The organism is Pseudomonas sp. NFACC08-1 (assembly GCF_900106735.1).
Taxonomy (GTDB): Bacteria; Pseudomonadota; Gammaproteobacteria; order Pseudomonadales; family Pseudomonadaceae; genus Aquipseudomonas; species Aquipseudomonas fluorescens_Q.
Genome location: NZ_FNNL01000010.1, coordinates 25,050 through 41,090 on the forward strand (window position 1 = coordinate 25,050; position 16,041 = coordinate 41,090).

The following is a 16,041-nucleotide window of genomic DNA, read 5'->3' on the forward strand; positions in this document are numbered from 1 at the left end:
TCCGTGTCGGCTGTCTTGGGGCCGCTGCGCAGCCCAGCGGGAGCAAGCTCCCTCGCCACAAAAGCGGACCGTTAGTCCGCGTCAGCCAGCACGCGCTCAAGCGTTCGCGTGACGCCATGCTCGCGCAAGCTGTTGCAGCACCATTCGAATGCTGCCACGAACTCCGGCGAGCGGGGAATGGCGGTGCCAAAGATTTCTTCCACCTCCAGCATCCGCTGGGTCACCAGCGCATCGTCAGCCACCAGTGCCTGGCAAAACGCTGCCCGTGGGTCCGGGATCGAATACGTCACGCCATTCTCGTCCACGCCCTTCAGGTACACGGCCCAGGCGGCCACCACCAGCGCCGCGCGGCGAGTTTGGCCACCGTCGGCGATCAAGCGGTTGATGGTCGGCACAGTGAATTTTGGAAACTTCGACGAGCCGTCCGAACAGACCCGTTCCAACTGGTCGGCAATCGCCTGATTGGAAAAGCGCTCCACCAGGGTGTTCTTGTAGTCGGTCAGGTCGATGCCTGGCACTGGCGCCAGTTGCGGCGTCACGTCCAGGTCCATGTAGGCGCGCATGTAACGCACGAACAGCGGGTCGTTCATGGTCTCGTGGACGAAGCGATAACCCTTGAGAAAACCCAGGTAGGTCAACGCCAGGTGGCTGCCGTTGAGCAGCTTGATCTTCATCTCTTCATAGGGTGTGACGTCATCGGTGAACTGCACGCCGACCTTTTCCCAGGCCGGGCGACCGTTGACGAACTTGTCTTCCAGGACCCATTGCACGAACGGTTCGCAGACCACCGGCCAAGCGTCGTCGATGCCATGTTCGTCATGCAGTTGCAGGCGATGGGCCACGCTGGTCATGGGCGTGATGCGATCGACCATGGCATTGGGGAAACTGACATTGCGGTCGATCCACTGCCCCAGCTCCGCGTCGCGCAGCGCGGCGAAGGCCAGCAACGCCTTGCGGGTCACGGCGCCGTTGTGGGGCAGGTTATCGCAAGACATCAACGTGAACGCCGGGATGCCCGCCGCGCGACGCTTGGCCAGGGCGGCGCAGAGGAAACCGAAGACGGTTTTCGGAGCGTCAGGATGGGCCAGGTCGTGCTGGATCTGCGGCAAGTGGGCCATGAACTCGCCGTTGCTGTCGTCGATGCAATAGCCGCCTTCGGTGATGGTCAGCGAGACGATGCGGATCTGCGGATCGGCCAGTTTGTCGATCAGCGCCTGGGCGCCATCTTCAGCCAGCAACATGTCATTGATCGCGCCAATCACCCGGACTTCGGTGTCATCGGTGTCGCCCAGTTCGTACAGGGTGAACAGGTAGTCCTGGCTGGCCAGGTCATCCCGGGCACGGCGATCCTCGGCCCGCAGGCCCACGCCGCAGATGGCCCAGTCCAGGTCGGTGCCGGTATTCATCAGCGCATCGGTGTAGTAGGCCTGGTGCGCCCGGTGGAAACCGCCGACACCGATGTGGGCGATGCCCTGGCGGACATCGCCCACAGGGTAGGCGGGCAGGGCGACGCCAGGGTTGAGGTTGTGCAGGTTTTGTCGGTTGAGTTTCATCGCAGGTCTCGGTAATCAGGCGGCGGCGCGCAGCGCACGGGTCACCGCAACGCCCTCGGCGTCGAATAAGTGGCAGTGTTCAGCGTCCAGGTGCAGGCTCAGTTGCTCGCCGAAACGGCTCGCCAGGTCGCCGCGAACGCGCATGGTCAAGGCTTCGCCGGAGGCCGTGACGACGTGACAGAAGGTGTCGCTGCCCAGCCGCTCGCTCACATCAGCGGTGACTTGCAACGTGCAGTCGCCCGGTTGCGCCAGGTTCAGGTGTTCCGGGCGAATCCCCAGGGTCACCGCGCCGCCGACGCTCAGGTTGGCACCGCTCAACGGCAGGCTGATACGCGTACCGGCGTCCAGCAGCACTTCACAGCCCTGGCTGTCCAGGCCGGTGACCTTGCCTTTGAGGAAGCCCATTTTCGGCGTGCCGAGGAACCCGGCGACAAACAGGTTGGCCGGCTGGTGATACAGCTCCAGCGGCGAGCCGACCTGTTCGATACGCCCGCCATTGAGCACCACCACCTTGTCGGCCAGGGTCATGGCTTCGACCTGGTCGTGAGTCACGTAGATCATGGTCGCCTGCAACTCTTTGTGCAGGCGTGCCAGTTCCAGGCGCATCTGAACCCGCAGGGCGGCGTCGAGGTTGGACAGCGGTTCGTCGAACAGGAAGATTTTCGGGTTACGCACGATGGCCCGGCCAATCGCTACACGCTGGCGCTGGCCGCCGGACAGTTGCTTGGGCTTGCGCTCGAGCATCGGCCCCAGTTCGAGGATGCGCGCCGCTTCGTTGACCTTCTTCTCGACCTCGGCCTTGGGCACGCCGGCCAGGTCCAGGGCGAAGGACATGTTCTTGCGCACGCTCATGTGCGGGTACAAGGCGTAGGTCTGGAACACCATCGCCAGGTCGCGCTTGGCCGGGCTGACTTCGGTGATGTCCCGGCCATCCAGTTCGATGGTGCCGTCGCTGACCTCTTCAAGGCCGGCGATCAGCCGCAGCAGCGTGGATTTGCCACAGCCCGACGGGCCGACGAAGACCACGAACTCGCGGTCGTTCACCTCAAGGTCGATGCCCTTGATGATGGAGAAACCTTCGAAACCCTTTTGCAGATTCTTGATTTTCAGGTTGGCCATGATGATGGGCCTCCACTTCTGATTATTGTGTAGGGCGCGTTATTTCACCGCGCCGAAGGACAAACCGCGCACCAGCTGTTTCTGGCTGATCCAGCCGAAAATCAGGATCGGCGCGCAGGCCAGGGTCGAAACGGCGGACAACTTGGCCCAAAACAAGCCTTCGGGGCTGGAGTAGGACGCGATCAGTGCCGTCAAGGGCGCGGCTTTGGACGAGGTCAGGTTCAATGACCAGAAGGCTTCGTTCCAGCACAGGATCAGCGACAGCAGCACGGTGGAGGCCAGGCCGCCCTTGGCAATCGGCAGCAGCACACGGACCATCTCCTGCCATAGGGTGGCACCATCCAGGCGGGCGGCCTCGAGGATGTCGCGGGGAATGTCCTTGAAGTAGGTGTAAATCATCCAGACCACGATGGGCAGGTTGATCAACGTGTAGATAACGATCAACGCGAGACGCGTGTCCAGCAGGCCAAATTGCTTGGCCAGCAGGTAAATCGGCATCAGCACGCCCACTGGCGGCAGCATCTTGGTGGAGAGCATCCACAGCAACGTCCCTTTGGTGCGCTGGGTTTCATAGAACGCCATGGAGTAGGCCGCCGGCACTGCAATCAGCAGACACAGGGCGGTGGCGCTGAAGGAAATCACCACCGAGTTCCAGGCGAAGCTGAAGTAGTTGCTGCGCTCATTGATGTGCAGGTAATTCTCCAGCGTCGGCGTGAAGATGAACTGCGGTGGCGTGGCGAACGCGTCGATTTCGGTCTTGAAGCTGGTCAGCACCATCCAGAAGATCGGGAAGAAGATCAGGATCGCGATGGCCCAGGCCAGCGTGCCCAGCAGCAGGCTTTGCAGGCGACGGGATTGTTGAAGAGTCATGGCGACGGCCTCAGTGCTTGTCGGTGAGGTTTTTGCCGATCATCCGGACCAGGATGATGGCGGCGATGTTGGCAATGACCACGGCAATCAGGCCACCGGCCGAAGCCATGCCGACGTCGAACTGCACCAGCGCCTGGTTGTAGATCAGGTAGGCCAGGTTGGTGGAGGCGTAGCCGGGGCCACCGTTGGTGGTGGTAAAGATCTCGGCGAACACCGACAGCAGGAAAATCGTCTCGATCATCAGTACCACGGCAATCGGGCGAGCCAGGTGCGGCAGGGTCAGGTGCCAGAAAATCGCGATCGGGCCGGCACCGTCCAGGCGCGCGGCTTCTTTCTGTTCCTGGTCCAGCGACTGCATGGCGGTCATCAGGATCAGGATCGCGAAGGGCAGCCATTGCCAGCTCACGATGATGATGATCGACAGCAGCGGGTAATGGGCTAGCCAGTCCACTGGCTGGGCGCCGAACAGTTTCCACACCGAGGCGAGGATGCCCGAGACCGGGTGGAAGATCAGGTTCTTCCAGATCAGCGCGCCGACGGTGGGCATGATGAAGAACGGCGAGATCAGCAGCACACGGACGATGCCGCGACCAAAAAACTCACTGGCCTCCAGCAGCGCGCTGATCAACACCCCCAGCACGATACTGATCAGCAGCACGCTGCCCACCAGCAACAAGGTGTTGGTGGCACCGGGCATGAAACCCGAGTCGGTCAGGAAGTAGGTGAAGTTCTCCAGCCCGACGAATTCGTTTTCGCCGGGGTAGAGCAGGTTGTAGCGGATCATCGAGAAGTAGACGGTCATGCCCAGCGGCACGATCATCCACAGCAGCAACAAGGCCACCGAAGGGCTGACCAGGAACCAACCGGGGTTCGCCAGGCGGATCTTGCGTGCCGGCGGCGGGGCAATCTCGATGGGGGCTTTGGCAGTTGTCGTTGAGCTATTCATGAACGTTTACTCTTCTGCGACGCATTCCCTGTGGCGAGGGAGCTTGCTCCCGCTGGACCGCGCAGCGGGCCTATTTCGACTGGCAATCCGTGGATTGCCAGGGCGGGCTTCGCCCGCAGCGGGAGCAAGCTCCCTCGCCACAATTGGAGAAATGCAGACCTTATTTTGGATACCCGGCGCGTTTCATCTCGCGTTCGGTGGTGGACTGCGCGGCGGTCAACGCCTGATCCACGGTCTGCTGGCCGGTCAGCGCACCGGAAAAGAACTTGCCCACTTGGGTGCCAATGGCCTGGAACTCGGGAATGGTCACCAACTGGATGCCGATGTAAGGCACAGGCTTGAGGGTTGGCGCTTTCGGGTCGGCGACTTTCAACGATTCGAGGGTCACCTTGGCAAACGGCGCGGCCTTCATGTACTCGTCGCTGTAGGTCGAGGTGCGGGTGCCTGGAGGTACGTTGGCAATGCCGTCGGTCTTGGCGACCAATTGGCTGTATTCCTTGGACGTCGCCCAAGTGGTAAAGACCGTGGCCGCGTCCTTGGCTTTGGAGCTGGTCGGGATGGCCAGCGACCAGGAGTACATCCACGAGGTGCCCTTGTCGGTTTTTTCGTGGGGGGCGAAGGTGAATCCAACGTGATCGGCCACCTTGCTCTGGGTCTTGTCGGTGACGAACGAACCGGCGACGCTGGCATCGACCCAGATCGCGCATTTGCCGCTGTTGAACAGCGCCAGGTTTTCGTTGAAGCCGTTACTGGACGCACCCGGCGGGCCGGATTTCTTCATGTTGTCGACGTAGAAATTCAGTGCTTCCTTCCACTCGGGCCCATTGAATTGTGGCTGCCACTTCTCATCGAACCAGCGTGCGCCATAACCGTTGGCCAGGGTGGTGATCAGCGCCATGTTCTCGCCCCAACCGGCCTTGCCCCGCAGGCACAGGCCATATTGTTCCTTGGATTTGTCGGTGAGTTTCTCCGCGAACTCACCGATCTGGCTCCAGGTCGGGTGTTCGGGCATGGTCAGCCCGGCGTTCTTGAACAGGTCCGTGCGGTAATAGGTGATCGAGCTTTCGGCATAGAACGGCAGGGCGTACAGCGAGCCTTTGACCGACAAGCCATCGCGCACGGAAGGGAAAACGTCGTCCAGGTCATAGGAGGCCGGCAGGTCCTTCATCGGCTCCAGCCAGCCCTTGGCGCCCCAGAGTGCAGCTTCGTACATGCCAATGGTCAGCACGTCGAACTGTCCGCCCTGGGTGGCGATGTCGGTGGTCAGGCGCTGGCGAAGCACGTTTTCTTCGAGCACCACCCAGTTGAGCTTGATGTCCGGGTGCTCGGCCTCGAAGGTTTTCGAGAGCTTTTGCATGCGGATCATGTCGCTGTTGTTGACGGTGGCAATGGTGAGGGTCTGTGCGCCGAAACTGACGCTGCTGAGGGTCATGCAGGTGGAGACAAGCAGAGCTTTTACCGAAGGTTTCATCGCGCACTCCTTTTCCGCGCCCGAAGGCGGCAGAAGGACAGTTATTGTTTTTGTGTCTTCCGGATGAAGGGAAGAATGTGCGCTGATTACAGCCCTCAATGGACGGCGTGACAAATCATCCGTCGCACTTTCACTGATACTTTTTTGCACTGGAGGGATTGATGCTTGCCACTTCAGGCCGGACAAAGAACCTGTGGCGAGGGAGCTTGCTCCCGCTGGGGCGCGCAGCGGCCCTCAACAATTCTCCTGACAACTCGGTGCGAAAGGCTGATATAGAGGGCTGCTTCGCAGCCCAGCGGGAGCAAGCGCCCTCGCCACAGGGGATTGGGTGAGAAAAATGTCAGCCCTGGTTCTGCTCGGTCAACCGCTGCACCGCCAGCCGCCGGTAGTGGGATGGGGTCATGCCCTTGAGCTGCTGGAAACGCCGGTTGAAATTGGAAATGTTGTTGAAACCCGATTCAAAGCACACGTCCGTCACCGGTTTATCACCGTCGGCCAGCAACTCGCAGGATTTGCTGATGCGCAGGCGATTGACGAATTCGATGAAGCAGCGACCGGTGGCCTGTTTGAACACCCGGCTGAAATAGGTGGGTTTCATGCCCAGGTGCTCGGCCACTTCTTCCAGGGACAGTTCCCGGGCGTAATGGGCAAAGATGTAGTCCACCGCGCGGTTGGTGCGGTCGATGCTGTGTTCGTCCGCCGTTTGCGCAGAGGTCGCGCCGGACAGCAGTTGGTAGTCATCCGTGGCGGCCAGCAGCTCCATCAGGATGAAAAAATGCCCCAGGCGGCTCATGCCTTGGGAATCGGCGATGCGCTGCATCAGGGTCATGGCCTGGCGGATGGTGCGCTTGCAGCGGAACTCGATGCCGTACTGGGCACGTTCGAGCAGCGGTGCGACAGTCTTGAGTTCAGCGAACACCTGGTGGCCACTTTCGAACAACTCGTCAGTGAAGTTCACCAGCATGTCGCGCTTGTGCACCACTTCGTCTTCGGCCACCTGGCTGATCCAGTTATGGGGCAGGTTGGGGCCGGTGAGGAACAGCGACTGGGGATAGAAGTTGCCGATGTAATCGCCAATGAACACTTTGCCGGAACTGGCGACGATCAAGTGCAGCTCGTATTCCTTGTGGAAATGCCAGCGCACCAGCGGGCAGGGAAAACCGTGCTGACGGTAGATGATGGACAACCCATTATGGTCGTCCATCAACTCGTAGGAGGGGTCGGTGATTCTGGCTGTACGGGTCATGGGCCTGGCGCTTTTATTGTTATCGCCATTGGATAATGCCCCCTTCGCCAGGCGGCTGCCACTCTGACGTCTAACCGTTGCGGTTTTTTTCTTCGATCCACTGGGACATGTATTGGGTGCTTTTGTGCTGGTGGTGACGCAGCATGCTGCCGGTGAAATTGTCCCGACGTCGTTGTGCCAGGTCCGCCCGGCAAGCGTTGATGCTGTCGATCAGTGCCGGGCCGTGCACCTGTTGCCGGTAGCGATTTTCCAGCAGGGCGAGGCCAGCATCCTGGGCCTGGGTCCAGCGCGCCTGATCGCGATACAACTGCACCGCCGCATTGGCGATGCCTTCGGCGCTCTGGGCAATTGCGCCGGGCCAGGGCATATCGCCGTGCATGGCTTCGGCCCCCACGGGCGTGGTGACGTTGGGGGTGCCGCAGAGCATGGCATCGATCAGCTTGCCCTTGATGCCGGCGCCGAAACGCAGCGGCGCCAGGCAGATGCGTGCCGCCGACATCACCTGCAAGGCGTCCTCCGCCCAGTTCATGATGTGAAAGCCCTGGGCCGGGTTATGCAGCGCGGCGGCCTTGGGCGGGGTGTAGGCGCCGTACAGGTGCAGCTGCGCGCCGGGTAATTGTTGGCGGATCAGTGGCCAGATGGCGTTTTTCATCCAGAGCACGGCGTCCCAGTTCGGTGCGTGGCGAAAGTTGCCGATGCTCAGGAAATGCGCCCGGTCCTCGAACGGCGCCGACGGCTCGCCGGGCAGGTCCAGCATCAACGGGCACCAGTGCAGCAGGTTGCGGGGCAACCCGAAGTGCTCCACCAACAGTTCGATTTCAACCTCGGACACCATCAGGTTGAGGTCGCAGCGGTACAATGCGGCGATTTCCCGTTTGGCCAGGTCGGTGTCGGCCATCCGCTGGAACTCCTCGTCCAGGGCTGGGGCGAAGAGGTCGCTGAAATCCTCGCCAGCCTCATCCTGCTTCAGGCGGCCTTTCAAGCGCTGGTGCCGAGCGTGGCGCAGGCTCTGCAAGTCTGACGTCTCCAGCACCCGCAGGGCACCGGGGCAGTGCTTCTCGACCCGCCAGCCGAACTGTTCTTCCATCATGAATTGGTCGAACAGCACGATGTCCGGCGCCAGCTCACTGATGAAGGCGTCGAAGCTGCTGCTATTGAGTTCGATCGGTACTTCGCGGATACCCAGCGCGACCAGGTCGGCGCGCTGTTCGCCGGGGCCCGCCGGGCTGCTGAAGGTGATGTCCCAGCCTTGCCCGAGGAAGGTGTCGAGGATCTGCATGACATGCCCGCTGGCAGCCGATGAGCGCGGCTCGGGCCAGACATAGCCGATAACCAGGACCTTGGTGGCGGTGGGGTGATGCATGAGCAGGGGGTTCCTCGAAGCGGATCAGGCGCTGTCGGCGCGCGGGGCGCCGATAGTGACCAAGAATACGATCCGGCTCAAGAAAGAATGCGTTTGACCTTGTCTCGCAACTGATCGATGGAGAAAGGCTTGCCGATCACCGACATGCCTTCTGGCACATCGATGCTTTCGGCATAACCGCTGGCAAACAGCACAGGCAGTTGTGGCCGCACGGCTCGGGCCTGTTTCGCCAATTCGCGCCCGTCCATGACCGGCAGGCCGACGTCGGTCATCATCAGTGCGATGGGTTGCGCGTCGTTTTTTAAAAATGCCAGCGCCTGCTCACAACCATCCGCCTCCAGCACCTGGTATTCCAATTCCTCCAGCACGTCGACGATCAGCATCCGCACAATGTCGTCGTCTTCGACGACCAGGATGGTGGGCGGGGTGGCAGGAGGGGGGGTGGACATAGTTGACATTCTCGAAGGTTGGGGTCGGGAAGGGGCTCGAAGAAATCGGTCTCTTTCATAAGCCTCTTTTATGAGTAAGCTCCGAGGCGGCACAAGTTCCCAAGGTTGTACAAGAAAGGATCTATAGTACAAGAGCTGACAAGGATAGTCGCTTCCTTGCTACAAGGTAGATCGTCGCGGGACTTGCGCCTTTGACTCGTCAGATAATGTGGATCCAAGCGCCGTTTTTCGGGCAAACTCCACGGTTTTCAACTGTCCACCAAGGCCCTTTCCATGACTCCTTCGTCTTCGGTCGACGAGCAAAGTTTTCGCAAGCTCCTGAGCCGCAATATCAGCCTGCCGCTGGGCATGGGCGCCCTCAGCGCGGTGTTTTTCATCATCCTTATCACGTACCTGCTCTCAGTGATCCAATGGGTCGGCCACACCGACCGGGTGATCAATAACGCCAACGAGGCGTTCAAGCTGAGCGTGGACCTGGAAACTGGCATGCGTGGCTATCTCTTGAGCGGTGACGAGCATTTCCTCGACCCCTATGAAATCGCCAAGCCCCGGATCACCGTTGCGCTGGACACTCTGCTGGAATTGACAGCCGACAACCCTGTCCAGACCGACCGCCTGCACAAGATACAAGCGCTCCAGACCGAGTGGGCCAATTACGCCCAGAGCATGATCGACCTGCAACGTACCAGTGGCGATTACCGGGGGGCGGTGAAGGCCGGGCGCGGCAAGCGCCTGACCGACGAGATTCGCCAGTCCTTCGAAGAAATTGTCGAGACCGAGCAGCAACTGCGTGCGGCGCGCAATGCGGAGGTGCGCGCCACCACGGTCTGGAGTATCGCCCTGTATCTGCTGTTCGTCGCCGCAGTCAGTGGATTGCTGGCCTACGTCGGTCGCCGGGATCTGTTGAGCTTGTCCGAGAGCTACAGCGCCAGCCTGAAAGTCCAGCAACGCAGCGCCCTGCACCTGGAGAAGCAGGCTTGGTTGCGCAATGGCCAGACGCAGCTGGCCGAGCAGGTCCTGGGACAGTTGTCCCTGGACCTGTTGGGCCGCAATATCTTGCAGTTCTGTGCGAAGTACCTGGGGGTGGCGGTCGCTGCGCTCTATGTACGGGAAGAAAATGGCCTGCTCAAGCGCGTCGCCAGCTATGGCTTGTCCCGGGAGGATGACGCGCAGCAGCAGGTGATCGTCGACGGTGAAGGTATTGCTGGCCAAGCCGTCCGACAGGGGCGTCTCATTCGGTTGGATGACGTACCGGACGATTACCTGAAAGTCAGCTCCGGATTGGGGCAAGGGCTGCCCAACAGCGTGTTGGTGGCGCCCACCAGTGACGATGACCGGATCAACGGTGTCATCGAATTGGGCTTCCTGCGGCCATTGACCGAGCGCGACATTGAGATGCTGGAGCTGATTTCCGGCAATATCGGCACCTCCATCGAGGCCGCTCGTTATCGCCAGCGCTTGCAGGAAGTGCTGGCCGAAACCCAGCAGTTGAACGAAGAACTGCAAGTGCAGCAGGAAGAGCTCAAGACTGCCAACGAGGAACTGGAAGAGCAGTCGCGCATTCTCAAGGAGTCCCAGGCCCACCTGGAAGCCCAGCAGCAGGAACTGGAGCAGACCAACGAGCAATTGGCCGAACAGCGCGACGCCATGGACCAGAAGAACAGCGAGCTGAACCTGGCCCAGATCCAGTTGCAGGAGCGCGCCGAAGAGTTGCAGCGTTCGAGCAAGTACAAATCCGAGTTCCTGGCCAACATGTCCCACGAGCTGCGCACGCCGCTCAACAGTTCGTTGATCCTGTCCAAACTGCTGTCGGAAAACCCGCAGCAGAACCTCAGCGAGGAACAGGTCAAGTTTGCCGAGTCGATCTACTCCGCCGGCAACGACCTGTTGAACCTGATCAACGATATTCTCGACATCTCCAAGGTCGAGGCTGGAAAGCTGGAAGTGCGCCCGGAGAACACCAGCGTGCAGCGTCTGGTGGAGGGCCTGCGGGACATGTTCGAGCCGTTGGCAGTCGACAAGGGCCTGGAGTTCGAGGTCCAGGTATTGCCCGATGCGCCAGCGATGCTCTACACCGACCGCCAGCGCCTGGAACAGGTGATCAAGAACCTGCTGTCCAATGCCGTGAAATTTACCGAGCAAGGCACCGTCAGCCTGTCGGTGGCCGGGCAGCCGGGCTCGGGCATCGCGTTCATCGTGCGCGACTCCGGGATCGGCATCGCCGCCGATCAGCAGCAAAGCATTTTCGAAGCGTTCCGCCAGGCCGATGGCACGACTAATCGTCGTTACGGTGGCACCGGCCTGGGGTTGTCGATTTCCCGGGACCTGGCCACGTTGTTGGGCGGCTCGATCAGCGTTTCCAGCGAGCCGGGGCAGGGCAGCGTGTTTACGCTGGTAATGCCTGAACGTTATGTCGAGCCCGGGGAGTCGCCGATAGAACCGTTGACATTCACCCCGACGGCCACCGCGCCAGCGCCGGCTGCACCAAAAACCGCACCGGCACCGCTGATCGCTGAAGTGGATACGCCGATTGCCCGATTTGCCGACGACCGCGACAAGGCGCCGTTCGATACCCGATGCATTCTGGTGATCGAGGACGAGCCCAAGTTCGCCCGCATCCTGTTCGACCTGGCCCATGAGCTCGGTTACCAGTGCCTCGTGGCCCACGGTGCCGATGAAGGCTTCGACCTGGCCTTGCAACTGGCTCCCGACGCGATCCTTTTGGACATGCGCCTGCCGGATCATTCCGGGCTGACGGTGTTGCAGCGGCTCAAGGAGCGGGCCGAAACCCGGCACATTCCGGTGCACGTGATTTCCGTCGAAGACCGCGTCGAAGCCGCCATGCACATGGGCGCCATCGGTTATGCCGTCAAGCCGACCACCCGCGAAGAACTCAAGGATGTCTTCGCCCGCCTGGAAGCCAAGCTGACCCAGAAGGTCAAGCGGGTGCTGCTGGTGGAGGACGATGACCTGCAACGCGAGAGTATTACCCGCCTGATCGGCGACGATGATATCGAGATCACCGCTGTTGGCCTGGCCCAGCAAGCCCTGGACCTGCTGCGGACCAACGTCTACGACTGCATGATCATCGACCTCAAGTTGCCGGACATGCTCGGCAATGACCTGCTCAAGCGCATGTCCAGCGAAGACATCTGTTCCTTCCCGCCGGTGATCGTCTACACCGGGCGGAACCTGACCCGCGACGAAGAGGCCGAACTGCGCAAGTATTCGCGCTCGATCATCATCAAGGGTGCCCGTTCGCCAGAGCGCTTGCTGGACGAGGTGACACTCTTTCTGCACAAAGTCGAATCCCGGTTGTCCCATGAACGGCAGCGGATGCTCAAGACCGCCCGCAGCCGCGACAAGGTGTTTGAAGGTCGCAAGGTGCTGCTGGTGGACGACGATGTGCGCAACATCTTTGCCCTGACCAGCGCCTTGGAGGCGAAGGGGGCGATTGTTGTCATTGGCCGTAACGGCCTGGAGGCGATCGATCGCCTGAACGAATTCGACGACATCGACCTGGTGCTGATGGATGTAATGATGCCGGAGATGGACGGTTTCGAAGCCACCGCGCTGATCCGCAAGGACCCGCGCTGGCGCAAGCTGCCCATTATTGCCGTGACGGCCAAGGCCATGAAGGATGATCAGGAGCGCTGCCTGGCGGCGGGTTCCAACGACTACCTGGCCAAACCGATCGATCTGGATCGTCTGTTCTCGCTGATTCGCGTGTGGTTGCCGAATATGGAAAGAATTTAGTGGAACGTGACACTGACATTGAACTTCGTTTGTTGATCGAAGCGATCTACCTCAAGTACAGCTACGATTTTCGCGACTATTCCGGTGCGTCCATCAAGCGCCGGGTCCACCATGCGCTGAGCCAGTTCGAGTGCAAGACCATTTCGGCCTTGCAGGAGCGCGTGCTGCATGACCCGGGGGCGTTCATGCAACTGCTGCAACTGCTGACGATCCCGGTCAGCGAGATGTTTCGCGACCCCACGCATTTCCTGGCCATTCGCGAGGAAATCGTGCCGCTGCTCAGGACGTATCCTTCGCTCAAGATCTGGATCGCTGGTTGCAGCACGGGGGAGGAGGTCTACTCCATGGCGATCCTGCTGCGCGAAGAAGGCCTGCTGGACCGCACGCTCATCTATGCCACCGATATCAACCCGCGCTCGTTGGAAAAAGCCAAGCAGGGGATTTTCTCCCTGGAGAACGTGCGTACCTACACCCAGAACTACCAGGCGGCCGGAGGCCGGCGCTCGTTTGCCGATTACTATACCGCGGCCTACGATTATGCGATGTTCGACAAGACCCTGTGCGAGAACGTGACCTTTGCCGATCACAGCCTGGCGACCGACAGTGTCTTTTCAGAAACTCAGTTGATTTCATGTCGCAATGTATTGATATATTTCAATAAAAAACTACAGGATCGGGCGTTCGGATTGTTTCATGAGTCCCTTTGTCACCGTGGTTTCCTGGTATTGGGCAGTAAGGAGACGTTGGATTTCTCGGCTTACGGCCATCGATTCGAGCCGTTGGTCAAACAGGAACGGATCTATCGCAAGTTATGAACCAGACGAAGGACAGATCCAACCCGCCCATCGAGGCCGTTGTCGTCGGTGCATCGGCCGGTGGCGTCGACGCGCTGCTCAAGGTCTTCGGACACCTGCGCAAAGGCTTTGGCGTGCCCATTTTGGTGGTATTGCATTTGCCGGACGAGCGCGAAAGCCAACTGGCCCGTGTCTTCGGACATCGTCTGGCGGTGCCGGTGGAGGAAGCCCGGGACAAGCAAGACATCGTGCCGGGAACCTTGTATGTCGCCACGCCCGGCTATCACTTGTCGGTCGAGGCTGACCGTAGCCTGTCGTTGAGCCTGGAGGAGCCGCTGCATCATTCGCGGCCGTCCATCGATGTGTTGTTTGAATCGGCCGCCGATGTCTACGGCCAGAAATTGCTGGCCGTGGTGCTGACCGGCGCCAACAACGATGGCGCCTGTGGCTTGGCGAAGGTCAGGGCGCTGGGCGGGATCACGGTGGTCCAGGACCCCAATGAAGCCCAGGTCTCGACCATGCCCGAAGCGGCGCTGGCCCTGCACGAACCCGACCATATCCTTACTTTGCAAGGCATCGGCCAATTGCTGGCCGGGCTGGAATGAACCACATGCCAAGAGATATTCAAGCCAAACTGCTGATCGTCGATGATCTGCCTGAGAATCTGTTGGCCCTGGAAGCGTTGATCAAGGGGGGCGACCGCGAGGTCTTCAAGGCCCTGTCGGCGGACGAAGCACTGTCCCTGCTGCTGCAACACGACTTTGCCCTGGCCATCATCGATGTGCAGATGCCGGACATGAACGGTTTCCAACTGGCCGAGCTGATGCGCGGCACGGAGAAGACCCGCAGCATCCCTATCATTTTCGTCAGTGCCGCTGGTCGTGAACGCAACTATGCCTTTACCGGTTATGAAAACGGAGCGGTGGACTTCCTGCACAAGCCGTTGGACACCCAGGCGGTCAAAAGCAAGGTCAATGTGTTCGTCGAGTTGTACCGTCAGCGAAAGGCCATGAAGGAGCAGGTCGTAGCCCTTGAGCAAAGTCGCCGCGAGCAGGAGGTTCTGTTGCAGCAACTGGAGGCTACCCGGGGCGAGCTGGAGCAAGCGGTGCGCATGCGTGACGACTTCATGTCCATCGTCGCCCACGAGGTGCGCACGCCCCTCAATGGCCTCATCCTCGAGACACAACTGCGCAAGATGCACCTGGCCCGGGACAACGCCGCGGCCTTCAGCCTGGACAAGGTGCGGGCGATGGTTGAACGCGATGAGCGGCAGATCAAGAGCCTGATCCGGCTGATCGAGGACATGCTGGATGTCTCGCGGATTCGCACTGGCAAGCTGTCGATTCGTCCGACCCGCTTCAACTTGACAGCATTGGTGGAAAACCTGCTGCGCAATTTTCAGCCGCAGATCGCCGTTGCCGAATGCTCGTTGACCTGCCTGGCTGAACCGTCGGTGGAGGGGCTTTGGGATGAGTTTCGTATCGAGCAGGTGATCTCGAACTTGTTGACCAATGCGTTGCGCTACGGCGGCAAGGGCCCGATCGAGGTGCGCGTCTACAAGACGCCCGACCACGCCTGTATCGAGGTCCAGGACCATGGCATCGGTATCAGCGAGGAAAACCAGAAACGTATTTTTCAGCAGTTCGAACGCGTATCGTCCAAGGCGGCTGCTGCCGGCCTTGGGCTGGGGCTGTTCATTTCCGAGCAGATTGTCACGGCCCATGGCGGGACAATCACGGTCAACAGTCGCCTCCATGAAGGGGCCTTGTTTCGTGTTTGCCTGCCTTTGCAGAAAACTGTCTTGGACAAAACCGCCGAACAGACGCAACCTCTGCGAGACCCCAAGGTCGTATCAGCAGCTATTGATCGAACAAAGGCTTCTCATGAGTGAAGATGCGCAAGATGTTGTATTGATCGTCGAGGATGACCCGTCGATCCTGATGGTGTTGTCGGCCTACCTGTCGGGCGAGGGATACCGGGTGCTACAGGCCGAAAACGGTGCCCAGGCGTTCGAGATCCTGGCGAGCAAGCCTCATCTGGACATGATGATTACCGATTTCCGCCTGCCGGGTGGTATTTCCGGCGTGCAGATCGCCGAGCCTGCGGTAAAGTTGCGTCCTGAGCTGAAGGTCATTTTCATCAGTGGCTACGCGCAGGAAGTGCGCGACACTGACAGCCCCATTACCCGCAAGGCGCCGGTCCTGGACAAGCCGTTCGACCTGGATGAGCTGCAGCGCATCATGCAGTCGATGTTGTCGTAGGTTTTGTCTGGGCTGGGGACATGGCTGTGGCGCTGCAACTGATTTTTCCCAGCCTGCTACCAAGTGTTTGTATCCGGGTTGCTTCATGCAGATAAATGAGGCGCCAGGGCGGCTTTTTGTGGCGAGGGAGCTTGCTCCCGTTGGACTGCGCAGCAGGCCCAAGGCAGGCGACATCATTGAATCTGGCATAACCGGGATTGAGGTTTTAGGGCC

13 protein-coding genes are annotated in these 16,041 nt (G+C 60.3%); 5 read left to right on the forward strand and 8 right to left on the reverse strand.

The window, feature by feature from the left end:
• Nucleotides 1-71: 71 nt before the first annotated feature.
• The 8 genes from BLU76_RS20255 to BLU76_RS20290 form a co-directional block, all read right to left on the reverse strand.
• Nucleotides 72-1,553, reverse strand: a complete 1,482-nt coding sequence (locus BLU76_RS20255) for a mannitol dehydrogenase family protein (RefSeq protein ID WP_092224069.1) — start codon at nt 1,551-1,553, stop codon at nt 72-74.
• Between the two features lie 15 nt (nt 1,554-1,568).
• On the reverse strand, nt 1,569-2,672 hold the full coding sequence (locus BLU76_RS20260) for an ABC transporter ATP-binding protein (protein WP_014338172.1): 1,104 nt from the start codon (nt 2,670-2,672) through the stop codon (nt 1,569-1,571).
• 39 nt (nt 2,673-2,711) lie between these two features.
• A complete protein-coding gene (locus BLU76_RS20265; RefSeq protein WP_003202324.1) occupies nt 2,712-3,542 on the reverse strand; it encodes a carbohydrate ABC transporter permease in 831 nt (276 codons plus the stop codon).
• 10 nt (nt 3,543-3,552) lie between these two features.
• Nucleotides 3,553-4,488 (reverse strand): carbohydrate ABC transporter permease, encoded by a 936-nt coding sequence (locus BLU76_RS20270; RefSeq protein ID WP_053184628.1) that lies wholly within the window; start codon nt 4,486-4,488, stop codon nt 3,553-3,555.
• A gap of 160 nt (nt 4,489-4,648) precedes the next feature.
• Nucleotides 4,649-5,959, reverse strand: coding sequence for an ABC transporter substrate-binding protein (locus BLU76_RS20275; RefSeq protein WP_072346777.1), 1,311 nt, complete (start codon nt 5,957-5,959; stop codon nt 4,649-4,651).
• A gap of 340 nt (nt 5,960-6,299) precedes the next feature.
• Complete coding sequence (locus BLU76_RS20280; protein WP_072346779.1) at nt 6,300-7,205, reverse strand: AraC family transcriptional regulator; 906 nt, start codon at nt 7,203-7,205, stop codon at nt 6,300-6,302.
• A gap of 70 nt (nt 7,206-7,275) precedes the next feature.
• On the reverse strand, nt 7,276-8,568 hold the full coding sequence (locus tag BLU76_RS20285) for a glycosyltransferase (RefSeq protein WP_092224071.1): 1,293 nt from the start codon (nt 8,566-8,568) through the stop codon (nt 7,276-7,278).
• 77 nt (nt 8,569-8,645) lie between these two features.
• On the reverse strand, nt 8,646-9,017 hold the full coding sequence (locus BLU76_RS20290) for a response regulator (protein WP_072346783.1): 372 nt from the start codon (nt 9,015-9,017) through the stop codon (nt 8,646-8,648).
• A gap of 273 nt (nt 9,018-9,290) precedes the next feature.
• On the opposite strand from BLU76_RS20290, the gene BLU76_RS20295 reads away from it, so the two are divergent.
• Genes BLU76_RS20295 through BLU76_RS20315 form a run of 5 tightly spaced genes read left to right on the forward strand, consistent with a single transcriptional unit; the run spans nt 9,291 to nt 15,828 of the window.
• Nucleotides 9,291-12,773 carry a response regulator gene (locus BLU76_RS20295; protein WP_092224073.1) on the forward strand — a complete coding sequence of 1,161 codons (3,483 nt, stop codon included), beginning with the start codon at nt 9,291-9,293 and terminating at the stop codon, nt 12,771-12,773.
• Nucleotides 12,773-13,588, forward strand: a complete 816-nt coding sequence (locus BLU76_RS20300) for a CheR family methyltransferase (RefSeq protein ID WP_063320931.1) — start codon at nt 12,773-12,775, stop codon at nt 13,586-13,588. Before BLU76_RS20295 ends, BLU76_RS20300 begins: the two co-directional genes overlap by 1 nt.
• On the forward strand, nt 13,585-14,172 hold the full coding sequence (locus BLU76_RS20305; protein WP_063320932.1) for a chemotaxis protein CheB: 588 nt from the start codon (nt 13,585-13,587) through the stop codon (nt 14,170-14,172). The genes BLU76_RS20300 and BLU76_RS20305 overlap by 4 nt, the downstream gene beginning before the upstream one ends.
• 5 nt (nt 14,173-14,177) lie before the next feature.
• Nucleotides 14,178-15,458, forward strand: coding sequence for a hybrid sensor histidine kinase/response regulator (locus BLU76_RS20310; protein WP_063320933.1), 1,281 nt, complete (start codon nt 14,178-14,180; stop codon nt 15,456-15,458).
• A complete protein-coding gene (locus tag BLU76_RS20315) occupies nt 15,451-15,828 on the forward strand; it encodes a response regulator (RefSeq protein WP_063320934.1) in 378 nt (125 codons plus the stop codon). The genes BLU76_RS20310 and BLU76_RS20315 overlap by 8 nt, the downstream gene beginning before the upstream one ends.
• Nucleotides 15,829-16,041: the final 213 nt, after the last annotated feature.